Raw genomic sequence first — 25,885 nt, 5'->3', positions numbered from 1 at the left:
CGGCACGCCGCCCCCGCTGCACGACACCGCCGTACGGACCGGAGCGCCCCGATGAGCAGACCCGACACCGCCCCGCGGCCCATCCGCGTCCTCGTCGTCGAGGACGACCCCGTGGCCGCCGACGCCCACGCCCTCTACGCCGGCCGCGTGCCCGGCTTCACCGTGGCCGGGATCGCGCACTCCCTGGGCGACGCCTCCCACTTCCTCAAGCGCACGCCCGTCGACCTGCTGCTGCTCGACCTCTTCCTCCCCGACGGGCACGGCCTGCAACTGCTGCGCTCCCTGCGCACGGCCGGGCACACCGCCGACGTCATCGCCGTGACGTCGGCGCGCGACCTGACGGTCGTGCGGGAAGGGGTGTCGCTGGGCGTCGTGCAGTACGTCCTGAAGCCGTTCACGTTCGCCACCCTGCGGGACCGGCTCACGCGCTACGCCGAGTTCCGCTCGGTCGCGGGCGAGGCCAGCGGGCAGGAGGAGGTCGACCGCGCGTTCGCCGCCCTGCGCGCCCCCCAGCCGGCCGCGCTCCCCAAGGGGCTGAGCCAGGCCACCCTGCAGTCGATCACCACGGCCCTGCGGTCCGCCGGGGAGGCCGGCCTGTCCTCGGGCAACGCGGCCGAGGCCGTGGGCATCTCCCGCATCACCGCCCGCCGCTACCTCGAACACCTGGTGACGACCGGGCGCGCGGCCCGCACGCCCCGCTACGGCCAGATAGGCCGCCCCGAGCTGCGCTACCACTGGCAGAGCAGGGCCTGACCCCGAGGCAGGCCTGGCCCCCGAGGCACGGTTTCACCCCCGAGGCAGGCCGCCTGACCCCCGCCGCACGGCTCCGCCCCCGCCGCCACGACGCGTGCGGGGCCCCCGGAAGGGGAACGTACGACTTCAGGAAGGCGCAGCCCGCCGAAGCGCGCCGCCCCAGGCGCTCAAGGCCCGCCCCAGGAGGTCGCCCGTGCGCCCTGCCACGCCCGCCCTGCTCGCCGTCGCCGCCCTCGCCGCGGCCTCCCTCACCGCCTGCGGCGGGGGCTCCGGCGGAGGCGACCCGGACACCGTCCGGATCGCCTACCAGCGCAACACCGACAACAAGAACCGGATCGCCGACGACTACCTGGCCGGGATCAAGAGACAGTTCGAGCGCGCGCACGAGGGCAAGAAGCTGGAGCTGGTGCCCGTCCAGGCCGCCCAGGCGGACTACTACGCCAAGCTGCAGCAGATGATGCGGTCGCCGAAGACCGCGCCGGACATCGTCCGCGAGGACACCTTCCTCATCAAGTCCGACATCAAGGCGGGCTACCTGCGCCCGCTGGACGACAAGCTGGCCGGCTGGAAGGACTGGAAGAAGTTCGTGCCCGCCGCCAAGGCGGCGGCGCAGGGCGAGGACGGCAGGACGTACGGGGTGCCGGACGGCACGGACACCCGTGGCCTGTGGTTCAACAAGGAGGTCTTCGCCCGTGCCGGGCTGCCCGCCGACTGGCGCCCGCGCACCTGGAACGAGGTCCTGGACGCGGCCCGCACCATCAGGAAGAAGGTCCCCGGCATCATTCCGCTCAACATCTACACCGGCAAGGCGCCCGGCGAAGCCGCGACCATGCAGGGCTTCGAAATGCTGCTGTACGGCACGGGGAAGGACCCGCTGTACGACCCGGCGGCGGGCAAGTGGGTGACGTCGAGCCGCGGGTTCCGCGACGCGCTGGAGTTCGTGCGGACCGTCTTCGCGGAGAAGCTCGGCCCCGACCCGGCGGACGCCCTCGCCCCGAACGTCGACGGCCGCGTCGCCACGGACTGGCTGCCGTCCGGCAAGCTCGCGATCGACCTCGACGGCTCCTGGCTCGGCAAGTACTGGCAGCCCGGCGGCACGAAGCCCTGGCCGCAGTGGACGACGCTGATGGGCCGGGCGCCCTTCCCCACGCAGCACGGCGCGGCGCCCGGGGCGGTCAGCATGTCCGGCGGCTGGGCGTGGTCGGTGAGCGCCCGGTCCGGGAAGGCGGACCTGGCGTGGCAGGTGATCGAGACGCTGCAGACCACGGAGAACGCCACCAAGTGGACGGTCGCCGACGGGCAGATCGCCGTACGGGAGGACGTGGCGGCCTCGTCCACGTACCTGGCGTCGATGCCCGGCGTCGACTTCTTCACCGGCCTCGTCCCGTACACGCACTACCGGCCGGCGCTGCCGCTCTACCCGCAGGTGTCCAGTGCCATCAGGGACGCGATGGAGGCGGTGACGACGGGTGACGCGACCGTGGTGCAGGCGGCCAGGCGCTACGACGAGGAGCTGACGGCGGCGGCCGGGGCGCCGGGTGTGACGGCGCGGGAGCGGTGACGGTGGCCGGCCGGCACGCGGCCCCGCGGCGGCCGGTCCGGCGGCGGCACCGGGGGACGGCCGCGCGCCTGCTGCCGCTCGCGCCCGCCACCGTCCTGCTGCTGCTCTTCCTGGCGGGGCCGGTCGCCTACTGCGTGGCGATCGCCTTCACCGACACCCGGCTGACCGGCCAGGCGTCCGCCTCCTTCACCGGCCTCGCCAACTTCCGCCGCGCCTTCGCCGACGACGGCTTCCGCAACGCCGTGGTGCTGACGCTCGTCTTCACCGTGCTGTCGTCGGTCATCGGCCAGAACAGCCTCGGCCTGGCCCTCGCCGGTCTCATGCGGCGAGCCTCCCGGCCCGTGCGGGCGCTCACGGGCGCGGTCGTGCTGGGGGCCTGGGTGCTGCCGGAGATCGTGGCGGGCTTCCTGCTCTACACGTTCTTCAACCGGCGCGGCACGCTGAACGCCGTCCTTGCGTGGCTCCACCTGCCCACGCAGAACTGGCTGTACGAACTGCCCATCCTGGCCGTGTCCTTCGCCAACGTGTGGCGCGGCACGGCCTTCTCCATGCTCGTCTACTCCGCGGCGCTCGCCGGGATCCCCCGGGAGGTCACGGAGGCGGCGGAGGTCGACGGGGCGAGCGGGCCGCGCCGCCTGTGGCACGTCACCCTGCCCATGATCCGCCGCTCGGTCGCCACCAACCTCATGCTCAACACCCTGCAGACGCTCTCGGTGTTCGGCCTGATCTGGGCGATGACGCGCGGCGGCCCGGGCAACCGGAGCCAGACGCTCCCGGTGTTCATGTACGACCAGGCGTTCCAGAAGTCGCTGATCGGCTACGGGACGGCCGTCGCGCTGCTTCTGCTGCTGGTGGGGGCGCTGTTCTCGGTGGTGTACCTGCGGCTGATGCGGGAGGAGGTGTGAGGGCGTTCGTCCTCACACCTCCTCCCGCGACCGTGACCGCGACCGCGGGCCCGGCTCAGCCGAGCTTCTTGACCTGGGCGTCGGCGACGGCCTTCGGCAGCTCGGCCTGACCGGCGAGGCTGAGGGCGTAGAAGGTGGCGATCGTGCTGCCCTTGCGGACGGCGATGAGGTGGGTCGTGCCGGCGGTGCCGTCCACGTCCATGCCGAGCGTGAAGGCGACCGCCTCGTCGCCGCCGGTGTACGCGGCGGGCGCGACCTTCGTGAACTTCGTCTTGTCGGAGCCGGAGACGAGGTTGAAGCCACCCGCGCAGTCCGCGCCGGACTTCTTCAGCGCCGCGATGACCTCGCCGGCCGCCTTGGCGTCACCGTACGAGCCCAGCACGTCGGAGGTGATGGTGCCGCCGAGGGCGCCGAGGCCGGCCTTCATCTTGTCCTCGGGGGCGGCGTCCGGGGCGGTGGACGGCGCCGGCGGGAGGACCTTGCGGATGACGGTCGCGGCCGGCGAACCGCCCGAGCGCAGGCTCATCGCGTCCACCAGCGGCTTGCACTCCGCCTTGTCGCTGGTGACGCCCTTGGCGGTGGCCAGGTCGGCCGGGGTGGCCTCGGTGACCTTGCGGCCCGGAACGTCGGCGTCGGTCAGCACGAGCTTCTCCAGCTCCGCCTGCGAGGCGCCCTTGCCTGCCGGGGCGGCAGCGGCGCTGGACGGCGCCTTGTCCTTGGGCTCGTCCTTCCCGGACTTGCCCGAGCCGCCGCAGGCGCTCATCAGCAGAGCGAGGGAGACCGCGGAGGCGGCGACGGCGGTACGGCGGACGGTGGTGCGGCGCATGGGTGGTTTTCCTCTGACTGGATCGAAAGCGACCCCACATATAGTCATGCGCAGGTAAAAAGTTCAATATCTTTCCCGGTTACGAACGCCCGGTACGCATTACGATCCCATCTCGAACGGATGATCGACTTCGGTGATGGTGAGGCCGGCCCGGGCGCGGCGCCCCGGGCAACCGGGGAACAGCCCCGGGCAGTGGTGGCGGCTGGAGCCCGCGGGGTGACGCTGCCCGGCGCCTAGCCGGCGGTCAGTTCGGCGGCGGGGTTGCCCCGCCAGGTCGTCCCGGCCGGGACGTGCTCGCCCTTCATCAGGAAGGCGTCGGCGTCGAGGCGGGCGCCGTCGTCGATGACGACGCCGTAGTGGACGAACGCGCCGGTGCCGATGGTGCAGCCGCTGCCGATCGCGATGCGGCGGGACTTGAAGACGCCGTCCTCCAGGGAGTGGGCCTGCAGGGTGCTGCCCGCGTTCAGGGCGCAGTCGTCGCCGACCGCCGTGAGCGTCCGCTCGATGATGCCGCAGCCGTCGTCGAAGACCCGCCGCCCCATGCGGACGCCGAGGAGCCGCCAGACGGCGGGCTTCAGGGGGGTGCCGTTGAAGACGGCGAGATAGGCCATGGAGGGCACCTTCCAGTACCGCTCGTGCCGCCAGAACGCCTTGTCGTAGATGGAGCACAGGCGGGGGCGCAGGCCGTGCGGGCCTACCACGGCCCGTTCCACGACGGCGAACCAGCCGACCGTGAAGGCGAGCCCCAGCACGAAGGAGCAGGCCGTCTCCAGCCAGTGCAGCGTGTCGTCGTCGCTCATCGGGAGCATGGCGATCAGCACGAGGCCGAAGACGTACAGGCACCGGACGGCCAGGAACAGGGCGGCGGTGACGGCGTTGTGGCGGTTCTTGGCCGCGAGCGCCTGCCTGCGCTCGGGCCCCGTCTCCGGCTGGGCGAAGCGGTGGTCGCGCTCCACCGAGCGCGGGATCTCGAAGGGCGGCGAGCCGAGCAGTCCGGTGCCCTCCTTCAGCGGGCCGCTGACGGGGATCATGGCCTTGGTCGCCAGCAGGCAGTCGTCGCCGGTCCTGCCGCCGGCCGGGTAGACGATGTTGTTGCCCAGGAAGTTGTGCCGGCCGACGGCGGCCGGGACGGCACGGAAGGACGTGCTGGAGAACTCGGCGTTCATCAGGGACAGGCCGTCCGAGACCATCGTGCCGGTGCCGATGCGGCTGAGGGCGGGGACCTCGTGCTTGAGGGTCATGCCGAAGTTGGAGCCGGTCTGCTCGACGGGCCTCAGACGGTAGCCGAGGGCGCGCAGGTAGTGCACGACGGCGGAGGTGTCGCCGAACAGGGCGTTGAAGAACGTGATGTTCGTCAGCCGGGCGGTGGCGCGCTGCAGCGCGAACCGCACGCCGTAGAGCGGGTAGACCGCGTCCGGCTTGACGAGGCGGCACAGCGACCGCGACAGCACCGCGGCCAGCAGCGGCCCGGCGACGGCCAGGCCGAACACCGCGACCGCGGAGACCTGCAGGCCGCTGAGGTAGTACGCCCAGGTGTCCGGGCGGGCGGCCCCGGTGACCGTACGGGCCAGCAGGGAGGGCCGGGACTCCAGCAGCGCGGCCACGGCCACGTAGGCCGCCCCGGCGGTGGCGACCGCGACCAGCAGCCGGAAGACGCTGTGGCAGGCGCGGCGCACGTTGCCGCAGCGGGCCGGCGGGACCGTGAGGTACCGGCAGCCGGCCGGTGCCGGTACGGCCGGTGAGCCGTGCCAGCACTGCCCGTCCGGCACGCACTGGCCGGAGTGCAGCGAGGAGGCGTGGCCGAGCTGCGCGCCGTCGCCGAGGCGCACGCCGGTGTCGAGGACGCTGTGCTCGCCGGCGAAGGCGCCGTCGCCGATGGCGACGGGGCCGGTCTCGACGGCTCCGTCCCGGGCCCGGTAGCCGTTGAGGTAGGTGTCCTTGCGGATCACGGCGCCCGCGCCGATGGTGAGCAGGTCGGTGCACACCGGCACGTGGGCCGTCAGGATCAGGGCGTGCCGCCCGACCCTGGCGCCGAGCGCCCGCAGGTACAGCCCGTACAGCGGCGTGCCGACGGCCATCCGGGCGAGCGGGTTGGCCACGACGAGGGTCTTGACGCACCAGAAGCGCACGTAGGCGAGGCTCCACAACGGAATGCGCCGCTCTGTCCAGCGGCCCACGAGGAGCCACTTCGCGGCGATGGGCAGGAGGCCCATGCCGGCCAGCACGACGGCGGCGAAGACGATCGCGCGCCCGTAGCCCGCGAGCCACCCGCTCGCCTCCATCACCCACAGCGTCCCGGCGTTCAGCACCGCCGAGCCCAGGCACACGTAGAGCAGGAACACCAGGAGTTGCAGCGCCGCGCACAGGACGTAGCGCGGGGTGCTCGCAGGGGGCAGCGGCGCCGGTTCGGGGCGCCGGGCCGGTACGCGGGAGGGCGCGGCCGGTGCCGTACGGTCCAGGGCCGCGGCGAGCTCGCGGACGGTGGGATGCAGGTAGACGTCCTTCATCGACACGGCGGGCAGGCCCGGGACGTCGCGGACGGCGGCGTTGAAGTGCGCCATCAGAAGGGAGTTCGCGCCGAGTTCGTCGAAGAAGTGACTGCCGGCGGAGACCCGTTCGACGCCCAGGACCCGGGCCAGCCGCTCGGCCAGCACCCGTTCGGTGCCGGTCTCCGGCGCCGCGTAGTCGCCCTGCCCGGCGAGCCGGCGCGGCCCGCTCGGGGCGGGCAGGCGGCCGCGGTCGGCCTTGCCGCTGGGCAGCACCGGGATCGAAGTGATGGGTTCGAGGTAGGCGGGGACCATGTAGGCGGGCAGCCGCTCCCGCAGCTGTGCGACGACCTGCTCGGGGTCCACGGAAGCGCCCTCGCGGGTGGTGTAGAACGCGCACAGCTCCACGGCGCCCGGGGCGGCCTCGTGCCGGGTGACCACGGCCTGGGCGACTCCGGGCACGCGCAGGAGCACCGACTCGATCTCGGCGAGTTCGACGCGGTAGCCGCGGATCTTGACCTGGGTGTCGATGCGGCCGTGATGCTCGATCTCGCCGCGGTGGTTGACCCTCCCCAGGTCCCCCGTGCGGTAGAGCCTGCCGGACGGGTTGCCGGGCACGCCGAGGAAGTCCGGGACGAAGGCGCGGTCGGTGAGGTCCGGCCGGTTGAGGTAGCCGCCGGCGAGCCCCACGCCGCCGATGGCGATCTCGCCCATCGCGCCCGGCGGCAGGGCGGTGTCCGCCTGCGGGTCGAGCAGGGCCACCGCGTACGTCGGCAGCGGCACGCCGATCGTCACCGGCCGGTCCGGGTCCAGCAGGGTCCAGGTCGCGGTGACGGTCGCCTCGGTCGGGCCGTAGACGTTGAGGAAGCGGCGGCCGGGCCGGTGCCAGCGGCTGATGAGGTCCTGCGGGCACGACTCCCCGGACACCAGCAGGAAGCGCAGTTCAGACGCCTCCTCGTCCAGCGTGGCCAGCAGGGTGGGCACGCAGCACAGCGCGGTGACGCGCCGCTCCCGCAGGAAGGCGTCCAGCTCGGCCCCGACCAGGCCGGGCCCGGGCGGCCGGGGCACCAGCGTCGCACCGGCCATCCAGGGCACCCACGTCTCCTCCACGGAGAAGTCGAAGGCGAGCGTCATGCCCTGGTAGACGCGGTCGTCGGCGGTGAGGCCGTAGACCTCCGCCGCCACGCGCACGAAGTTGCAGATGGCCGGGTGGCCGATCGCCACGCCCTTGGGGCGGCCGGTGGTGCCCGAGGTGTAGATGACGTAGCAGAGGTCGCCGGGAGGGCCGGGGTGGCCGAGACGGCCGGGAGGGCCGTGACCGGTGGCTGTGCTGTGGCCGGTTGCGGTGCTGTGACCGGTGACGGCGCCGGGGCGCTCGCGGGGCTGCGCGGCCACCTCGGCCCGCACCCGGTCCAGGTACACCAGCCCGGCGCCGGCCGCGAGATGCCCCACGCGGTCGGCGAGGCGGGACAGCGACAGGACCGTCCGCACGGAGGCGTCGGAGACGATGTACGACAGCCGGTCCGGCGGGAAGCCCGCGTCCAGCGGGACGTACGCGGCGTGCGCCTTCAGCACGCCCAGCATGCCGGTGTACGCGTCCACCGCGTCGTCGAGCAGCAGCCCGATCCGGTCGCCGGGCCGCGTGCCGCGCGCCAGCAGGAAACGGGCGAGCTGATTGGCCCGGGCGTCCAGCTCCGCGTAGGTCAGCGCGACGTCGCCGGCATCCACGGCGAGACGGCTTCCCTGCCCCTGCGCCCGCAGCCGGTCGCACTGCTCCTCGAAGAGCCGCTCCAGCCGCTCGCCCTCCCGCCAGCGGACCGACCCGTCGTCCCCGGCACAGGTCAGCACCCCGTCCGGCCGGCTGGCCGACCGCGGCACCCACTCCCACGGCGGACCACCCCGCGGCCCGGGCGCTCCTCCTGCTCTCAGCTCACCGTCCGAGGTCATGATTCGCTGCCATTGAAGGTCCTTACATTTTACGGGAGGGGGCCGGGGGCGGGCCTTCCGGCGAGCACGGCGACGAGCCGCTTCGGGTGGTGTACAGCTCCGCGCTCCGTGAGGGCGCGCAGGGGTGCATTCCAGGGGGCGCGCGGGTGCATGGGGCGTGCCGGTGCTGGACGCGGGTTCGTGCGAGGCAGACGCTGCTGTCCGGCGGCGCGTCCTTCGTGCCCAGGGGGATATGTGTACAGCGTTCTCTACGGCAGTTCCCGCATCACTCTCACTTCCCGCAGCGGCACCCGGATCCGGCGTTCGGAGCTGCTTCTGCGCGACCCCGGTCCGCGGCACCGGTGGGCCGCTCCGGCCCCCGTTCTGCTGGGCCGGGAGGAGGTGCTGGCCACCACCTGGCGGGAGCTCCTGGACGGGCGGTCGGTGGAGCTCCACGGGCCGTGCGGGTTCGGGAAGAGCAGCCTGCTCCGGAACGTCGCCTCGGGCGGCAGGCGCAGCGCGTTCGTACGCGTGGGCCGGAATCCGCTGGAGGACGTTCTCCAGCTGCTCGTGGACGACTTGTACGTGTCCGCGGAGCCGGAACCGGTGAAGTACTCCGGGCCGGTGTGCCGGCAGCTCGTCCGGCACGCCCGGCCGCTGATCGTGCTGGACGAGGTGCCGCCCGGTTCGCGGATCCCGCGTCAGCTCGCGGACGCCCTGCCCGGCTGCGTCCTGCTCGTGGGCGGGGAGCAGCCGGTGCCGGGCGGCGGTGCGGTGACGTCACGGCCGCTGACGGGGCTGCCGCAAGCCGCGGCGTTCGAGCTGTTCGTGCAGTCTCTCGGCCGCCCCGTGCAGGACGCCGAACTGCCCGTCGTACGGCAGCTGCTGGAGGCCGTACGGGGCAGGCCGCTGTCCGTTAAGCAGGCCGCGGCGCTGGTGCGCGCCGGATACCCGGCCGACGCAGTGGCGGAGCGCGCCGCGCGGGGCGTGCGCGAGCTGGACCGGATGAGTGCGGGACGCCTGTCGGGGCCGGAGCGCAAGGCGATCGCGGTCCTGGCGCTCGTGGCCGGGGCCCTGGTGCCGGGGAACTGGGTCGCGGCCGCCGGCGACATCGCCTACGCGGCGCAGACCCTGCTGTCCCTGCACGAGCGCGGGCTCGTCGAGCAGCCGCAGGAGGACCGCTTCGGGCTGCCGGTGTGTCTGGAGGGCAGCCTCCGGGACCTGCTGCTCGACGCGGTCTCGCTGAGCGCGACCGTCAACGGGCTCGCCGACTGGCTGGACAACGCCCTCGACGGGGACGTGCACGGGCTCGAGGGCGCCCTCGAAGGCGTCGAGGGCATCGTCGGGCTGCTCGGAGTCGCCGCCGAGCGGGCGGAGTGGCGGGCCGTGATCCGGCTGGCGAAGATCGCCGAAGCCGCGCTGTTCGCCGGACGCCGCTGGCAGCAGTGGAAAGAGGTGCTGGAGCAGGGCGAGGACGCGGCCCGGCGGATCGGGGACCGGGCGTCGGAGGCGCTGTTCTCCCACCAGCTGGCCACCGTGGCCTACGTCGAGGACCGGCATGAGGACGCCGCCGCCCGGCTGCGTCACGCGCTGCAGGTGCGGACGGCCCTGGGCGACACCGCCGGGGCGGAAGTGACCAGGGCGAACCTCGCCTTCGTGGCGGCCTCCGGGCCGGACCGGGGCGGGGACGGCGGCCCGGCCCGGCGCAATCCGCTCCGGAGAGGGCTGCTCTGGCTCGCCGGGCTGGTGGCCCTCGTCGCGGTGACCGCCGCGGTGCGGGCGGCGGTCGCCGGAGCGGGCGGCGGCGATCCGTCCCCGGGGCCGCAGCCCGGCTTCTCGGGGCCCGTGGCCGGCGGCAGCCGGTCCCCGGACGGCCCTTCGGGCGGGGCGAGCGGCCCGCGGGTGAGTTTCAGCCCCGGTCCCGGCCGCAGCAGCAACGGCCCCGTCACCGGCCCCGGCGGGGTGACGAGCTCGCGGCCCGGTCCGGGCACCAGCCGGAGCGTCGTGATCATCCCCGGTTCCAGCAAGAGCCCCGGCGTCAGCAAGAGCCCCGGCGCCGGCGTCAGCAGGAGTCCGGGCGTCAGCAGGAGTCCGGGCGTCAGCAGGAGTCCGGGCGTCAGCAGGAGTCCGGGCGTCAGCAGGAGTCCGGGCATCAGTAAGAGCCCGAGAGTCAGTAAGAGCCCCGGCGTCAGCATCAGCCCGAGCCGTAGCAGGGGGCCCGTCATCCGCCGCGACCCCGTCCCGGGCAGCTTCGGTTCCGGCCGGGACGGCGACGGCGGTCGCGGTGGCGGCGAGCCGCCGGAGCCGTTCATGGCCCCGCCCCGCTCTATGTCGCTGCTGTCAGGCCTGCCACCAGCTCCTCAGCCTCCACGGCGGGCACTCCCGCCGCGGTGAGCGCGGTCACGGCGGCCGAGCGGCCGGCCTCCGCCGGGGCCAGGACGCCGTCGTTGACCGCCTGCATCAGGCCGAACAGGACCTGCTCCCGTACGTACGCGAGGGCGATCGCGGGCAGCGGCGAGACGAAGCGGCCCTCGTCCAGGCCGCGTTGCAGCATCGCCGCGCACTCGCGGCGCACCGGCTCCAGGCGCCGGTGGATGCCCTCGACGGTGACGCTGCGCTGGGCCAGGGAGATCAGCAGGCGGTAGCCGTCGGCGATCTCCCAGGCGGCGAGCATGGAGCGGGCGAGGGCCTGGGCGGGGTCGTCGACGTCGCGCAGCGCCTCCGCCTGGGCGATCTCCACCGCGCTCGCCGCGTCGTCGACGAGGGCGCTCATCAGCGCCTCGCGGCTGGGGAAGTGGCCGTAAACCGTGCGCCGGACGACGCCCGCCGCCCGCGCGATCTGGTCCATGCTCGCGTCCGCGTCACGCAGCAGCTCCGCCAGCGCGATGTCCATGATGCGGCGGCGATTGGCGTCCGCTCTGCCGGCCATTGGTCTCTTCTCTGTCCGTGGGGTCCCTGTCCCCGGACTCTGCTGAGGAAGGGGGTTGCGGGGGTGTGGGGGGCTCGGGCGCAGCCTCCGTGGCCGACATCCTGCCCCTCATTTTGCACCGGGCGGCGCCGTCCCGTAATTTGCACACTGCTGTGTAATTGCACAACCGTGTGCAAGTCTGGAAGGGGTGACCGATGGGCCTCGCGATGTCGACGCCGGTCGACGAGATGGACGGTCCGTACAAGAGGCGCTGGGCGGCGCTGGGCGTGCTCTGCATCAGCCTGCTGATCATCGTCATGGCGAACACGTCCCTGACGGTCGCCGCGCCCGACATGGTCAAGGACCTCGGCCTGGGCAGTTCCGACCTGCAGTGGGTCATCGACGGCTACACCGTCCCGTACGCCGCGCTGATGCTGATCCTCGGCGCCGTCGGCGACAAGTACAGCCGCCGCGGCGCGCTCGTCCTCGGCCTGTTCGTCTTCGGCGCGGCCTCCGTCGCGGGCTCGCTCGTCGACAGCTCGGGCGGCGTCATCGCCGCGCGCGCCGTCATGGGCGTCGGCGCGGCCATGATCATGCCTGCCACGCTGTCGCTGCTCGCCGCGACCTTCCCGCGCGAGGAGCGGGCCAAGGCCATCACCATCTGGACGGCCACCGCCGGCCTCGCCATCGCCGTCGGGCCGCTCGTGGCCGGTGCGCTGCTGGAGGACCACGGCTGGGCCTCCACCTTCCTCATCAACGTCCCGATCGCCGCGCTCGGCATCATCGGCGCGCTGGCGCTCGTGCCGCCGTCCAAGGGCACGGGGGTCGACAAGATCGACTACGTGGGCGGCCTGCTGTCCGTCGTCTGGGTCGGCTCCCTCATCTACATGATCATCGAGGGGCCGCACTTCGGCTGGGGCGCGAAGGCCGTCGCGGCCGCCGTCATCGCGGGCGCCGGCCTGGTCCTCTTCGTCCTCTGGGAGCTGCGCCACCCGCGGCCGGTCCTCGACGTCCGCCGCTTCACCAAGCGCGCGTTCGCCGGCTCGACCATGGCCGTCGCGCTGTTCTTCCTCGCCGTCTTCGGCGCGTTCTACTACCTCACCCAGCACCTGCAGTTCGTCCTCGGCTACTCGCCGCTGGACACGGGCGTGCGGATGCTGCCGCTGGCCGGCGCGGTGTTCGTGGGCGGCGCCCTGACCGCGGTCCTCACGCCCAAGGTGGGCATGAAGGCCACCGTGGCGTTCGGCATGGCCGTCGGAACGGTCGCCATCGCGCTGCTGGCGCGCGTCGACGAGACGTCCACGTACGACGACTTCGTGCTGCCGCTGATCATCCTGGGCCTGGCCATCGGCCTGTCCCTGTCGCCCTGCACCAACGCCATCATGGGCTCCTTCCCGGAGGACCAGCTGGGCGTCGGCGGCGCCGTCAACAGCACGTCCATCGAGATGGGCGGCTCCCTCGGCATCGCCATCCTCGGCACCGTGCTCGCCAAGACCTACTCGTCCAACCTCGGCGACGCCGCCGCGGAGGCGGCCGCGGCCGGCGGCCCGAAGCTGCCGGAGAAGGCGCTGTCCGTCGCGCAGGACTCGGTCGGCGCGGGCCTGGCCGTGGCCAAGGAGGTCGGCAAGCAGGTCGCGGCCGGCGCCGCGCCGAAGGTGGGGCCGGAGAAGGCCGCCGCGCTGGGCGCGCAGCAGGCGCAGGCCGTGGTCGAGGCCGTGCACAAGTCGTTCGCGGACGCCGTCGCCCACACCAGCGTCATCGGCGCGGTCGTCCTCGGCGTCGGCACGGTCCTGGTCGCCTTCCTGCTCCCGGGCCGCAAGACGGCGACCGCTCCCGCGGAGTCCGGCTCCGGCACCGAGGAGCGGGTAACCGAGAAGGTCTGACACGCCGCCGCGGACCGGCCGTACGGCCGTATACGGCGACGTTGCCGGGTGCCGCGCGGCGGTGCGGCTGCTGCCCGGCCGTACGGCCGTACGCCGCCGCGCGGCACCCCGCCCGGGCCCGGCCGTACGGCCGTACATGGCCGCCCGGTTGTGACACCGGCGTCCGGTACCTGCCGCAGGCCGCCGCGTGGCCGCCGCAGCCCGGCATGGGGCACGCCACAGCCCAGCCGTACGGCCGTACGCCGCCGCGCGGCACCCCGCCCCGGACCGGCCGTACGGCCGTACGTACGCCGCCGCGCGGCACGCGCGCAGTCCGTGCGGCACCCGCACCCGTGCCCCGCACCCCCTCCGCGGGGTGCGGGGCACCGGTGTTGTGCCGCGTTCACGCCGCGAGTTCGGGCAGGCCCGCCGGCTCCAGGAACGCCAGGTGGACCAGGCCCACCGCCGTCAGCGCCTCCTCCGGCGGGCACAGCACCGACAGCCGCCGCGCGTGCACGCTGACGCCCCCGACGGCCACGCCGCCCTTGCGCAGGGTCTGCAGGGCCTGCGGCACGAGCGCCGGGTGGGCGCTCAGGCCCCGGCCGACCAGCGACACCTTGGCCACCGGCCGGTTGTCGAGGCTGCCGGACTGCCCCAGCCCGCCGCTGACCGTCTCCAGCAGCCCGGCCACCCGCTCGTGGCCCGCGCCGCCGAGCGTGAAGTGCAGCGAGCCCGTGCCCCCGGTGGGGTGGTCGCTGTGGAAGTGGACCATGTCCGGCGTCAGGGCCGCCCCGGAGAGCGCGGCGAGCACGTCCTCGGCCGTCCGCGAGCTCACCCGGCCCAGCCGGTAGCGCTGCTGGCCCGCGGCGTGGGTCACGCCGCAGACGGTGAACCGCTCGGCGAAGCCGTCCAGTTCGGCCGGGGGAGTGGTGTCGCTGACCCACGTCCCCGGGGCCCCGCTCGCGCTGGAGCGGACGTGTACGGGGACGCTGTGCAGCCCCGCGTACTCCACGGAGCTGTGCGCCAGCACCTTCGCACCGCCCGACGCCAGCTCGGACATCGCCTCGTAGTCCAGTTGCTCGATCTTGCGGGCGCTCGGCACGTGCCGCGGGTCGGCGGTGTACACCCCGTCCACGTCCGTGTAGATCTCGCAGACGCCCGCGTGCAGCGCCGCCGCCAGGGCCACGGCCGTGGTGTCCGAGCCGCCGCGGCCGAGCGTGGTGACGACGTCCTGCTCGGCCGAGACCCCCTGGAAGCCGGTGACGACGGGCACGCCGCCCGCGCCGAGCTCTTCGAGGATCCCCGCGGGGGCCACGTCGACGATGCGGGCGCTGCCGTGCGCGCCGTCGGTGACGATGCCCGCCTCCCGCCCGGAGAACGAACGCGCGGGTATCCCCATGCTGTTCAGCGTCAGGGCCAGGGCGGCGGCGGACGCCGTCTCCCCGGTGCTGAGCAGCCTGTCGAGCTCGCGCCCCGTCTCCGGGCCGTTCAGCTTGCCGGCCAGGTCGAGCAGCCGGTTGGTCGTGGAGCCCATCGCCGACACGACGGCCACCACCTGGTGGCCCTCGTCGCGAGCGGCTGCGATGCGCTGTGCGGCGCGTTTGATGCGGTCCGGGCCGGCGAGCGACGTCCCGCCGAACTTCTGCACCAGCAGAGTGGTCATGGCAATCTCCTGATCCCCCTCGTGAACGGCCTCGTGGATGGTGTGCGCCTCATACGTCTTGCGCGTCGCGTCCGTCCCCTCATAGGGCGGCTCCTACGTAACTCCCGGCGAACCAGTGCGCCATGGCCTCGTCCGTCCGCAGCTCGTCGAGCTGGGCGGCCTGCATCTGCTGCGCGAAGCTGTCCGTCACAGCTGGGTCCCCCGCGCGGTCCCCGGCCCCCGGCGGCCGGTTGATGAGGTGCAGCAGCCAGTCCGAGAACTTCTGGCAGCGCCAGATCTGCCGCAGCCTGGTGTCCGAGAAGGCGTCCAGGCGCCGCCGGTCGCCCCGCTGCCGCCAGTCGATGACGCCCTGGGCGAGTTCGTGGGCGTCGCCGATCGCCAGGTTCATGCCCTTGCCGCCCGCCGGAGTGATCACGTGGGCCGCGTCCCCCAGCAGGTGGACGTTGCCGAACCGCATGGGGGCGGTGACGTACGTCCGCATCTCCAGCAGCCGCTTCTCGGTGATCGGCCCCTCGGTGAGCCGCCAGTCCTCCTCGATCTCCAGCCGGTGGCGCAGCTCCTGCCATATACGGTCGTCCGGCCAGTCGTCCGGGGTCTCGCCGGGCGCGCACTGCAGGTAGAACCGGCTGACCTCGGCCGTACGGAGCATGTGGCCCGCGAAGCCGTCCTCGTGCACCGCGTAGATCGCCTCCGACGTGGAGGGCGGCGCGTCGGCCAGCACGGTCAGCCAGCGGTACGGGTACTGCCGGACGTGCTCGCGGACCGCGCCGGCGGGCAGCGCCCGCCGCGTCGGGCCGTGGGAGCCGTCGCAGCCCGCCACGATGTCGCACTCCAGTTCGCTGCGGGTGCCGTCCTGCTCGACCACCAGCCGCGGCCGCTCCTCCGCCACGCCCGCGATGCCGGTGACCTCCGTCTCGAAGTGCAGCTCCCCGCCGCGCGCCAGGAACTCCGCGATCATGTCGCGGACCAGCAGCTGCTGCGGGTAGGCGTAGTGCGCCGCGTTCCCGGTCAGCGACCCGTACGGGACGGAGAACCGCCGTCCCCCGTAGCGGAATTCGCATCCCACGTGGCGCTTGCCGTGCGCGCGCAGCCCGTCGGCCAGGCCGGCCCGCTCCAGGATGCCGACGGTGCGGTGCTCGATCAGGCCCGCGCGCGTCCGCTGCTCCACGTACGAGCGGGAGTGCCGCTCCAGGACGACGCAGTCGATGCCCGCCTTCAGCAGCATGGTGCCGAGCGCCAGACCGGCCGGTCCCGCGCCGACGATGCCCACGGTCGTTCGCTTGCGCATGGTTCCTCCCCTCTTCTCGCCGTGCCTTTCCTGATCTGCTCTTGTCTGTCCTTGCCTGTCCTTCGGTGAGGGCGGCGCCGGGCGGCGGGGTCCGGCCGTCGCCGGATCCCGGACCCCGCTGCCCGGCCGCCCGTGCTCACCGCTCCTGCTCACTGCTCGTGCAGGAACTCCTTGATCGGGTAGCCCACGTGCCGCTGGTCGGAGAGGGCGTAGCCGAGGACCTTGTCGCCGGGCTTGAGCTCGGTGGCGTTGTGCACGCTGCCGCCGGGGCCCAGCAGACGCACGTGCCAGTCGTCCTGCATGACGAGGTCGATCTCGGTGCCCGAGGCGGAGCGCGCCTGGATGCGCAGCAGCGGGCGGGTCTCCATCTTGATGCGGCCCACCGCGATGCGCCGGGCCTCGCCCTTGACGTTGACGGCGAGCAGGTCCGAGCCGCCGCCGAGCTCGGCGAGGTAGCGGGTGCGGTTGTCGGGGGTGAGCGTGTAGGAGTGCAGCGCCGCGGCGTTGACCCGGAAGGGCCGGGTCGCCATGTACGGCAGGGGGTGCGTCTCGGCGCTGATGAGCAGCATGCCCCGGGCGAACGAGCCGACGAGGATGCCCTCGTCGCGGCCGAAGTGCGAGGTGGTGTCGACGCAGACGCGCTCGCCGAGCCCGATGTGGGTCAGCTTGACGATCTCCATCTCCTCCAGCTCCAGCTGTGTCCTGCGCCCCTTGCAGATCCGCACCAGCGCCGTCGCGTCGCCCACTTCGCGCGGGGCGAGCAGCACGCCCTCCGAGCCGCGTTCGAGCACCCCGAGGGTGACCTCGGCGTCCTCCAGGTCGTGCACGACCGTGACGAGCTGGACGGCGGCCTTGTCCGCGGCGGCGAGGAGGATCTCCAGCGGGATCTTGCTCGGGTCCTGCTGGAACCAGGCGATCATCCACGGGACCCGGGTGGCCAGCTTGCAGGCGGTCTCCAGGCTGCTCTCGTCGACGATGTTGATGTGGACGCCGGGCTCGGTGCCCTGCGGCAGCAGCGCGTCCGTGTCCTCAAGACCGTGGTCGGCGAAGACCAGGTCCGCCGCCTTGACCAGCTCGTCGGCCAGCGAGGGCGCCATGCCGGGCCGGAGGACGACTATCTTGCGGACGTTGGGCGGGAGCGTCGCCAGCAGGGACGGGTCGTCCGAGACGATGCCCTCGACGCCCGCGTGGATGGACTCCTCGACGATGGCGGCGGTCTTGTCGGTGCCCTGGCGAACGTCGATCCATGCGAACTTCACGGTGACTCCTCGTGTTTGGAGAGATGAGCGTGAGGTGAGAGGTGCGCGAGCGGGTTGGACGTACGTACGTGTGAGACCTGCGTGTGAGACGTACGTATGTGACGTACGGGCGTATGTGACGTACGGGCGTGAGATGCGCGTGTGAGACGTACGTGCGTATGACGTGCGCGGCTCAGGCCGCTGCCAGGGGCGCGCGGCGCTCCCCGTGCACGGCCCCCGCGACCGCGCGGACGGTGGCGGCGACGTCGTCGGACTGGAAGACGTTGCGCCCCATGGCCACGCCGCGGACGCCCGACGCCATGACGTCCCTGACCATCCCGGCGAGCTTGGCGTCGTCCCCGAGCGAGCTGCCGCCGGCGGTGAGGACGGGGATGGGGCAGCTCTCGACGACCCGTGTCATCGAGGCGACCGACCCGGTGTACGGGGTCTTGACGAGGTCCGCGCCCAGGTCGGCCGCGAGGCTGGCGGCGTGCGCCACCAGGTCCTCGTCCGCCGGCGAGGTGATCCGCGGGCCGCGCGGGTAGATCATCGCGAGCAGCGGCACGCCCCACCGGTCGCAACTAGCGGCGACCCGCCCGAGGTCGGTGAGCTGCCGGGCTTCGGTGTCGGAGCCGAGGTTGACGTGGACGCTGACCGCGTCCGCGCCCAGGTGCAGGGCCTCCTCCACGTCGCAGAGGAGCACCTTGGCGTCCGTGTCCGCCGCGTGGGCGGTGGAGCCGCTGAGGTGGATGACGAGGGAGAGGTCGCGGAACAGCTCCGGCGGGAGGAACCGCGCCCGTCCCTTGTGGAGGACGACGCCGTCACCGCCGTGCGAGGCGACGGCGCCGACGATACTGACGAGTTGCCTGGTGGAGGCCACCGGACCGTCCGCGACGGAGTGGTCCAGCGGCACCAGGAAGGTCGCATTGCTGGCGGGGTTCATGAGCCGGCCGAACCGGACCCGCTTCCCGCTGGTGCCGTACATGTGGTGCCCCTTTCGCAGATTGCGCAGGTATCGCTTGCCGCCGATGAGGTGCGACAGGACTGGGGGCCATCAACCCGTTCGGTTGATGCTTGTGCAAGCATTGCATGGACACGCATTGAAGTCAACGCTATCTTGGAAGGGCAGCTCGAAGGGGCCTCTCCCTGCGGGGAGTTGAGGGAGTGCGCCCCCGTCTCTCCTCGCGAAGGGAGCATCTGATGAGCATTCACATGGGGTCCGTGGGCACCGGTTCCGCCGCCCCCTCGGTCCGCCCGGGCGACGAACTCTGGCACCTGGGCGCCCTGTTGAAGTTCCACGTCACCGGCGCCGAGACCGGCGGCCGCTTCTGGATCGCCGAACACTGGGCGCCCCGGGGCTACGGGCCCGCCCTGCACACCCACGCGCACGAGGACGAGCTCTTCGTCGTCCTCGACGGCAAGCTCACGATGTCGGTGTCCGGCGACCGCAGCAGCCTCGAAGCGGGCGCCACGGCCTTCGGGCCGCGGACCGCCCCGCACACGTTCAAGGTCGAGTCGCCGACCGCCCGCTTCCTCGTCCTCGGGTCGCCCGCCGGCTTCGAGCCCTGGTTCCGCCTCACCGGCGAACCCGCCGCCGCGCCCACGCTGCCGCCGCCGGACCTGCTCGGCGACATCGAGGAGATCATCGGCTCCGCCGGCTACGCCGAGGCGCTGCGGGCGTACGGGGTCGAGGTCGTCGGCCCGGCGCTCCCGTGAACCCAACCCGTCTGCCAGCCAAGGAGGTTGACCCCCTCATGACATCCGTACTCAGCGAATCCGTACGCGCCCTGGTCGACGCCCCCAACTTCGTCACGCTGTCGACCATCGGCCGGGACGGCGCCCCGCACTCCTCGCCCATGTGGATCACCCGCGAAGGTGACGAACTCCTGCTCTCGACCGTGCTCGGACGCCGCAAGGAGCGGAACCTCAGAGTCGACGGACGGGTGAGCATCACCGTGCTCGACCCCGCCGATCCGTACCGCTACGCCGAGATCCGCGGCGAGGCCCGCATCACCGGCGACGGCGGCCCGGAGCTCATACACCGACTGGCCAGGAAGTACACCGGGGATGACTACCAGTGGGACAGCCCGGACGCCGTGCGCGTCGTCATCCGGGTCACCCCGTCCCAGGTGGCCGGGACCGCCGCGCGGCAGCCCGCATCCGGCTGACCGCCCCGAACGGCGCCGGCCGCTGCCGCGCGCCCCGCGAGCGGGCGGCCCGCGCGACCGCCCGCTCCCCGCCCCACCGCTCTGCCTGCCTCTGCCCTCTCAGCCGCAAGGGGATCACCCATGCCCATTGCCGTCTTCGCTCTGACGATCTGCGCCTTCGGTATCGGCACGTCGGAGTTCGTCCTCAACGGTCTGCTGCCCGACGTGGCCGCCGACCTCCACGTATCCATCCCGGCCGCCGGCCTGCTGGTCAGCGGCTTCGCGATCGGCATCATCGTGGGCGCGCCCACCCTGACCGTCGCCACGCTGCGCATGCGCCGCAAGACCGTACTGCAGTCCGCGGTCCTGCTGTTCATCGCGGGCAGCCTGCTCAGCGCGATCGCCCCGAACTACTGGATCCTGATGATCGGGCGCATCCTGTCCGCCATGGCGGTCGGCGCCGTCTACGGCGTCGGCTCCGTGGTCGTCGCCAACCTGGTGCCGCCGAACCGGCGGGCCGGTGCCATCGCCCTGATGTTCGCCGGTGCCACCGCGGCGACGGTCTTCGGCGTGCCGCTCGGCACGCTCGTCGGCCAGCACCTCGGGTGGCGGGCGACGTTCTGGGTCGTCACCGGCATCGGCGTGGTCGGCCTGCTCGCCATCACGGGCCTCATCCCGAGCACGCCGAACGAGGCGCCGCCCAGCATCCGCAACGAGCTCCGGACCTTCCGGCGCCCCCAGGTCTGGCTCACCCTCGCCATGACCGCCTGCTCCTTCGGCGCCATCGCCGCGACCTTCACCTACATCACCCCGCTGCTCACGGACGTCACCGGGTTCTCCGAGGGCACGGTCACCATCCTGCTGTTCGTCGTCGGCGCCGGGCTGTTCGCCGGCAACTACGTCGGCGGGAAGTGGGCCGACCGCAGCCTGATGCCGGCGCTGATCGGGCTGTTCTCGCTGTTCGTCGTGGTCCTCGCCGCGTTCACGCCGGCCATCCACAACAAGCCCGCGGCCGTCGTGGTGGCCTTCCTGTTCGGCGTGGCCGGCTACGGGCTCGTCCCCGGCTGCCAGGTGCGCGTCGTCGCCAAGGCCGAGGGCGCGCCGACGCTCGCCTCCGCGACGAACATCTCCGCCTTCAACGTCGGCGTCACGGCGGGCTCCGCGCTCGGCGGCGCGGCGATCAGCGCGGGCTGGGGCTACGTGTCCGTGACGTGGGTCAGCGCCGCGATCGCCGTCGCGGGCCTGCTCCTCGCCTACGTCTCGAAGACGTCCGACGCGCGGGCCGAGGCCCGCTCGGGGTCCGCCCCGGCCCCCCTCACCCGCGTCCCCGCGGAGCCGTCGGAAACGGTAGCGCGCTGACCCGCAAACCGCCGGGCCCACCACACGGTGGGCCCGGCGGCGCGCGCTGCGGCCACCGGTGGCCGGGGTTGGTCCGGCCGGTGGCCGGGGCGGTCCGGCACCGCCGGGACGCGCCGCGTGGGCTGATCGCCGTGGCGGCGGGCTGCTCACCGCTGCGGCGCGGTGCCGGGGGCCACTGGCGGGCGGCATCCGCCCCCTGCCTTCCGCCGCAGCGGTGAGCAACTCCCACGGCGGATCCCGGCGGTGCCGAACCGGCCGGTGGCCGGCCGGGCCACGCCGCCCCCGGCCGTCTCCTGACATACTCCCGTCCCCGCGCTGACGCACGGATGTGCGGATCCGTACCGTGAGTCACGGTGTTCCGTTCGCGGAGGTGAGGCAGGGATGGCGCTTGCGGGGCCGCGGCGGCGGCCGGGTGGAGAGACGGTGGACCTCGGGTCCTTGCTGACCGCGCACGAGGCCGCCGCAAGCACGTCGTCGGCCGCACTCCGCTTCGCCGACGCCCTGGAAGCGCTCGTGGCCTCCCTGAACGCGGACGCCCGGCTCACCCCGGAAGGCGCCCGCGCAGCACAGGCGCAGCTCGCCGGATCCGTTGCCCTGCAGGGCCAGTTACGCCATCTGGAGAGCCGCCACCCGGCCGTCGCCCGGACGCCGGTCGGCCCGCCCGTCTTCATCACCGCCCTGCCCGGCAGCGGGGCCACCGCCCTGCAGCACCTGCTCGCCGCCCACCCCGACCTGGACGCCCCGGCCCTGTGGGAGACGTTCGCCCCGGCCGCCCCCGCCCCGGGCCCGCGCGAGCGGCGGGAGCTGATCGGCCGGGCGCGGTCCGCCGTCACCCTCCTCGGCGGCGGCGCTCCGTCCGTGACGCAGCCCGCGTCCTGCCACCGGCTGCTCGCGAACGCCTTCCAGAGCACCCTGTTCACCCTCCACCTCAGGATCCCCGGGTACGAGGAGTGGCTGGGGGAGCAGGACCTCACGGACGCCTACCGCTTCCACCGCGAGCAGCTGCGCGCGATCACCTGGCGCGTCCCCGGCGCGACCATGGTGCTGCGCGACCCGTTCCACGGCCGCCACGCCGGGGCCCTGAGCCGCGCCTACCCCGGCGCCCGCATCATCCGCATCCACCGCGACCCCGCCGACACCATCGCCCACGCCGCCGGCGTCGGCCACCGCCTGCGGGGCCGCTGGTCCGCCGCTGGGGACCCCGGCGAGCTCGGCGCCGAGTGGCGCGCCCGCATCAAACGAACCCTGGTGAGCGACGACTCGTACGCCCGGATGCGCGCGGAGGGCCGGACCCTGGACATCCGCTACGACGACCTGGTCGCGGCCCCGGTGCCGACCGTGCGCGCGGTCCTGCGCTTCCTCGGCGTCGCGGCCCCCGCCGTCCTGGACCGGGAGGCCGCCGGGCTGCCCGCGCTCGCGGCCGCCCCCGGGGGCACCGGCGCGGGCCCGCGGCCGGAGGACTTCGGCCTGCGCCGCGCCGAGCTGGACGAGGAGTTCGCCGTCTACCGGGAGCGGTACGGGTTCACGGGCGGGTGAGCGAGGGCGGCGGGCAGCAGCCCTCAGTCTCAGCCTGCAGTCTCAGCTCTCCGCGCGCAGCACGTTCACCACGGGCGCCATGCGCTCGTCGAACGCCGCCACGCTCAGCGCGGTGCCGAGCTCCTTGCCGAACGTCTCCCGGGCCTCCGCGGCGACCTCGCGCCCCTGCTCGGTCGCGTGCGCGTACGTGGCCCGGCGGTCCTCCTCGCACAGGCTGCGGCGGGCCAGCCCGGAGCTCTCCAGCCGGGCGACGAGCCGGCTGATGGTCGAGGAGTTGAGCCCGGTCGCGTCGGCGAGCGGCTGCATCCGGACGCCCTCCGGCCCGGCCTCCGCGAGGACGGTGAGCGCCATGAACTCGGAGAGGCTCACGCCGTGGCTGCGCATGAGCCGCTTGTCGAGGGCGTTGCCCACGTAGCTCGTGAGCACGGTGAGCTGCCGCCACAGGGCGAGTTCGCGGTCCTGGACCTCGTCCGGAGCAGATGTCATGCCGGCCGCCTCACGTCCGCAGAATCGATGCTTACGCAAGCAGATTCTACGGGGGCGGAGCGCCGCGGGATACAGCGCCCGCCCGCCGCACGGCCACGCCCGCCGCACGGCCTGCGCCGCACGTCTCGCCCGCTACACCGCCCGCCACCACACCGTCGCCAGCGGCGGCAGCGTCACCGTGATGCTCGCTGGCCGGCCGTGGTGCCGCACGGCTTCCGTCTTGACCGGGTCCGGCGTGGTGACGCCGCTCCCGCCGTACCGCCCCGCGTCCGTGTTGAGGATCTCCTGCCACGCCGTGAACCGGCCCGGCACGCCCAGCGCGTACCCGTGCCGCACCACGGGGGAGAAGTTGCTGACGGCCAGCAGGGGCGCGCCCTGGGCGTCGAAGCGCAGGAACGCGAAGACGTTGTCCTCCGAGGCGTCGCTCACCACCCACTCGAAGCCCTCGGGCGCCGTGTCCCGCTGCCACAGGGCGGGCGTTGCGACGTAGGCCGCGTTCAGGTCGCGCACCAGGTCGCGGACGCCGCGGTGGTCCGCCTCGGCGGAGTACGAGGGGTCCAGCAGCCACCAGTCCGGGCCGTGCGCCTCGGACCACTCGGCGCCCTGCGCGAACTCCTGCCCCATGAAGAGCAGCTGCTTGCCCGGGTGCGCCCACATGAAGCCCAGGTAGGCGCGGTGGTTCGCGCGCTGCTGCCACCAGTCGCCCGGCATCTTCGACACCAGCGACCGCTTGCCGTGGACGACCTCGTCGTGCGAGATCGGCAGCACGTAGTTCTCGCTGTACGCGTAGACCATCGAGAACGTCATCTCGCCGTGGTGGTACTTGCGGTGCACCGGCTCCTTGGAGACGTAGACCAGGGAGTCGTGCATCCAGCCCATGTTCCACTTCAGGCCGAAGCCCAGACCGCCGAAGCCGCCCGGCCCCACGTGGTGCGTGGCGCGGGTGACGCCGTCCCAGGCCGTGGACTCCTCCGCCACCGTGACGATGCCGGGGCAGCGGCGGTAGACCGTCGCGTTCATCTCCTGCAGGAACGCCACCGCGTCCAGGTTCTCCCTGCCGCCGTGGACGTTCGGCGTCCACTGACCCTCCTCGCGGGAGTAGTCGAGGTAGAGCATGGAGGCGACCGCGTCCACGCGCAGGCCGTCGATGTGGAACTCCTCGCACCAGTACACGGCGTTGGCCACCAGGAAGTTGCGCACCTCCGGGCGGCCGTAGTCGAACTCCAGCGTGCCCCAGTCGGGGTGCGCGGCCCGCAGCGGGTCCGGGTGCTCGTACAGCGGCCGCCCGTCGAACTCGGCCAGCGCCCAGTCGTCGCGCGGGAAGTGCGCCGGCACCCAGTCCATGAGGACGCCGATGCCCGCCGCGTGCAGCGCGTCCACCAGGTGCTTGAAGTCGTCGGGGGTGCCCAGCCGGGCGGTGGGGGCGTAGAACCCGGTGATCTGATAACCCCACGAGCCGCCGAAGGGGTGCTCGGCGATCGGCATCAGCTCCACGTGCGTGAAGCCGAGGTCCTTGACGTAGGCGGGCAGCTGCTCCGCCAGCTGCCGGTACGTGAGCCCCGGCCGCCAGGAGGGCAGGTGCACTTCGTAGACCGAGAAGGGGTGCTCGTGGACGGGCCGGCCCGCGCGCGCCGCCATCCACTCCTCGTCCTGCCAGGCGTGGTGCGAGACGTGCACGACGGACGCGTTCGCCGGAGGGGCCTCCGTGCGCCGCGCCATCGGATCCGCGCGCATCGTGCGGGAGCCGTCCGGGCGCGCGATCTCGAACTTGTACAGGGCTCCCTCGCCGATGCCCGGCAGGAACAGCTCCCACACCCCGGAGGCGCCCAGCGAGCGCATCGGGTGCCCCGTGCCGTCCCAGTAGTTGAAGTCCCCGACGACGCGCACGCCCCGGGCGTTCGGCGCCCACACCGTGAAGCGGGTGCCCGCCACCCCCTCGTGCTCCATCGGCTGCGCCCCCAGGGCCCGCCACAGCTGCTCGTGCCGGCCCTCCCGGATGAGGTGCAGGTCCAGGTCGCCGAGCGCGGGCAGGAAACGGTACGGGTCCTGCAGCTCCAGCTCGGCGTCCTCGTAGCGCACCAGCAGGCGGTAGTCGGGGAGCTCGCTGAGCGGCAGCACCGCCGCGAAGAAGCCGTCCCCCTCGTCGTACAGCTCCGCCCGCAGGCCCTTCGCGACGACCGCCACGGAGCGTGCGAAGGGGCGCAGGGCGCGGAAGGCCACGCCGCCGGGCACCGGGTGCGCCCCCAGCAGGCCGTGCGGGTCGTGGTGCGCGCCGGCCAGCAGCCGCTCCCGGTCCTGCGCGGCCAGCGGCTCGGCGGCCCGCGCCCCCCGCGGGCCGGGGGCGCGCCGCGCGCCCCGTGCCGCCGGCGGCTCCGGTGCCGCCGGTCCGGGTGCGGGCGGCGGCCCCGTCTCCCGCCCCGGCAGGAACGTGGCCGGGATCCCCGGCTCGCGGGACGGGCGGCGGGACGGCGGTCGAGCGGTCACGGTGCGGTCCTCCCAAGGATCTCCCGGCCGGTGCCGGCGGGAGCGGAATCGGTGATACGGGTGCTCGGAGACGGGCTCCCGGCCCGGCGTGCGCGGCCGGGCCGGTTCCCGGTTCCCGGGCGCGGGCTCACGGCGCCCTGTCCCCCTCCGCCCCGGCCGTGGCCGCCGGCTCCGCCGCCCCGGCCAGCCGGCGGATCGCGGCCATGGGGACCACCAGCCAGTCCGGCCGGTGCCGGGCCTCGTACAGGACCTCGTAGACGGCCTTGTCCGTCTCGTGGGCGCGCAGCATCTGCGGCTCCTCGCGCGGGTCGCCGTGCACCGCGCCGTAGCCCTCGCAGAACGCGGCGCGGGCGCGCTCCGACCAGCCCGTGCCGCCCGCCCGGCCGACCGCCGCCGCGTAGTCGAAGGAGCGCAGCATCCCGGCGACGTCGCGGGCGGTCGGCCGGGCGGGCGGCCC

18 protein-coding genes and 1 pseudogene are annotated in these 25,885 nt (G+C 73.6%); 9 read left to right on the top strand and 10 right to left on the bottom strand.

The window, feature by feature from the left end; genetic code table 11:
• Positions 1–51: 51 nt before the first annotated feature.
• The 3 genes from ACSNOH_RS19110 to ACSNOH_RS19100 all read left to right on the top strand — a co-directional run bounded on the left by ACSNOH_RS19110 (position 52) and on the right by ACSNOH_RS19100 (position 3,219).
• The gene (locus ACSNOH_RS19110; RefSeq protein WP_436722577.1) at positions 52–753 is read left to right on the top strand and encodes a response regulator; all 702 of its coding nucleotides are present in this window, start codon (positions 52–54) and stop codon (positions 751–753) included.
• Between the two features lie 193 nt (positions 754–946).
• Positions 947–2,314, top strand: a complete 1,368-nt coding sequence (locus tag ACSNOH_RS19105; protein WP_436722576.1) for an extracellular solute-binding protein — start codon at positions 947–949, stop codon at positions 2,312–2,314.
• 2 nt (positions 2,315–2,316) lie between these two features.
• Complete coding sequence (locus ACSNOH_RS19100) at positions 2,317–3,219, top strand: carbohydrate ABC transporter permease (RefSeq protein ID WP_436722575.1); 903 nt, start codon at positions 2,317–2,319, stop codon at positions 3,217–3,219.
• Positions 3,220–3,274: 55 nt separating this feature from the next.
• Here ACSNOH_RS19100 and ACSNOH_RS19095 read toward each other — a convergent pair whose 3' ends face one another.
• Positions 3,275–4,045, bottom strand: coding sequence for a hypothetical protein (locus ACSNOH_RS19095; RefSeq protein WP_436722574.1), 771 nt, complete (start codon positions 4,043–4,045; stop codon positions 3,275–3,277).
• 233 nt (positions 4,046–4,278) lie between these two features.
• Entirely contained in the window at positions 4,279–8,478 is a 4,200-nt protein-coding gene (locus tag ACSNOH_RS19090; RefSeq protein WP_436722573.1) for a Pls/PosA family non-ribosomal peptide synthetase, read from the bottom strand.
• 234 nt (positions 8,479–8,712) lie between these two features.
• Between ACSNOH_RS19090 and ACSNOH_RS19085 the strand changes: the two genes are divergently transcribed.
• A complete protein-coding gene (locus ACSNOH_RS19085; protein ID WP_436722572.1) occupies positions 8,713–10,851 on the top strand; it encodes a hypothetical protein in 2,139 nt (712 codons plus the stop codon).
• Here ACSNOH_RS19085 and ACSNOH_RS19080 read toward each other — a convergent pair.
• On the bottom strand, positions 10,784–11,386 hold the full coding sequence (locus tag ACSNOH_RS19080) for a TetR/AcrR family transcriptional regulator (protein ID WP_436722571.1): 603 nt from the start codon (positions 11,384–11,386) through the stop codon (positions 10,784–10,786). The genes ACSNOH_RS19085 and ACSNOH_RS19080 overlap by 68 nt on opposite strands.
• Positions 11,387–11,580: 194 nt before the next feature.
• On the opposite strand from ACSNOH_RS19080, the gene ACSNOH_RS19075 reads away from it, so the two are divergent.
• A complete protein-coding gene (locus ACSNOH_RS19075; protein WP_436722570.1) occupies positions 11,581–13,248 on the top strand; it encodes an MFS transporter in 1,668 nt (555 codons plus the stop codon).
• Between the two features lie 382 nt (positions 13,249–13,630).
• Here ACSNOH_RS19075 and ACSNOH_RS19070 read toward each other — a convergent pair whose 3' ends face one another.
• The 4 genes from ACSNOH_RS19070 to ACSNOH_RS19055 all read right to left on the bottom strand — a co-directional run bounded on the left by ACSNOH_RS19070 (position 13,631) and on the right by ACSNOH_RS19055 (position 18,401).
• Positions 13,631–14,890, bottom strand: coding sequence for an aspartate kinase (locus tag ACSNOH_RS19070; protein WP_436722569.1), 1,260 nt, complete (start codon positions 14,888–14,890; stop codon positions 13,631–13,633).
• A gap of 79 nt (positions 14,891–14,969) precedes the next feature.
• Positions 14,970–16,178 (bottom strand): 4-hydroxybenzoate 3-monooxygenase, encoded by a 1,209-nt coding sequence (locus tag ACSNOH_RS19065; RefSeq protein WP_436722568.1) that lies wholly within the window; start codon positions 16,176–16,178, stop codon positions 14,970–14,972.
• Between the two features lie 149 nt (positions 16,179–16,327).
• Positions 16,328–17,437 (bottom strand): 3-dehydroquinate synthase II family protein, encoded by a 1,110-nt coding sequence (locus ACSNOH_RS19060; protein WP_436722567.1) that lies wholly within the window; start codon positions 17,435–17,437, stop codon positions 16,328–16,330.
• 172 nt (positions 17,438–17,609) lie between these two features.
• Positions 17,610–18,401 carry a class I fructose-bisphosphate aldolase family protein gene (locus ACSNOH_RS19055; RefSeq protein ID WP_436722566.1) on the bottom strand — a complete coding sequence of 264 codons (792 nt, stop codon included), beginning with the start codon at positions 18,399–18,401 and terminating at the stop codon, positions 17,610–17,612.
• A 215-nt stretch (positions 18,402–18,616) separates the two neighbouring features.
• Here ACSNOH_RS19055 and ACSNOH_RS19050 point away from each other — a divergent pair, with 215 nt between their 5' ends.
• The 4 genes from ACSNOH_RS19050 (at position 18,617) to ACSNOH_RS19035 (ending at position 22,458) form a co-directional block, all read left to right on the top strand.
• The gene (locus tag ACSNOH_RS19050) at positions 18,617–19,132 is read left to right on the top strand and encodes a cupin domain-containing protein (protein WP_436722565.1); all 516 of its coding nucleotides are present in this window, start codon (positions 18,617–18,619) and stop codon (positions 19,130–19,132) included.
• Positions 19,133–19,170: 38 nt separating this feature from the next.
• Positions 19,171–19,584: a PPOX class F420-dependent oxidoreductase gene (locus ACSNOH_RS19045; RefSeq protein ID WP_436722564.1), complete on the top strand. Its 414-nt coding sequence runs from the start codon at positions 19,171–19,173 to the stop codon at positions 19,582–19,584.
• Between the two features lie 120 nt (positions 19,585–19,704).
• Positions 19,705–20,922 carry an MFS transporter gene (locus ACSNOH_RS19040; protein WP_436722563.1) on the top strand — a complete coding sequence of 406 codons (1,218 nt, stop codon included), beginning with the start codon at positions 19,705–19,707 and terminating at the stop codon, positions 20,920–20,922.
• 423 nt (positions 20,923–21,345) lie between these two features.
• Positions 21,346–22,458 (top strand): sulfotransferase family protein, encoded by a 1,113-nt coding sequence (locus ACSNOH_RS19035; RefSeq protein ID WP_436722562.1) that lies wholly within the window; start codon positions 21,346–21,348, stop codon positions 22,456–22,458.
• A 42-nt stretch (positions 22,459–22,500) separates the two neighbouring features.
• On the opposite strand, the gene ACSNOH_RS19030 is transcribed toward ACSNOH_RS19035, so the two are convergent.
• From ACSNOH_RS19030 to ACSNOH_RS19020, 3 genes and pseudogenes are all read right to left on the bottom strand, one after another.
• Positions 22,501–22,944 carry a MarR family winged helix-turn-helix transcriptional regulator gene (locus tag ACSNOH_RS19030; protein WP_436722561.1) on the bottom strand — a complete coding sequence of 148 codons (444 nt, stop codon included), beginning with the start codon at positions 22,942–22,944 and terminating at the stop codon, positions 22,501–22,503.
• Between the two features lie 132 nt (positions 22,945–23,076).
• Positions 23,077–25,428, bottom strand: a complete 2,352-nt coding sequence (gene glgB, locus ACSNOH_RS19025) for a 1,4-alpha-glucan branching enzyme (protein WP_436722560.1) — start codon at positions 25,426–25,428, stop codon at positions 23,077–23,079.
• Positions 25,429–25,555: 127 nt separating this feature from the next.
• Positions 25,556–25,885 (bottom strand): annotated as a pseudogene (locus ACSNOH_RS19020) (maltokinase N-terminal cap-like domain-containing protein); the annotation flags it as partial.

The organism is Streptomyces sp. URMC 127 (assembly GCF_051386535.1).
Taxonomy (GTDB): Bacteria; Actinomycetota; Actinomycetes; order Streptomycetales; family Streptomycetaceae; genus Streptomyces.
This window is presented reverse-complemented; position numbering and strand designations above follow the sequence as displayed.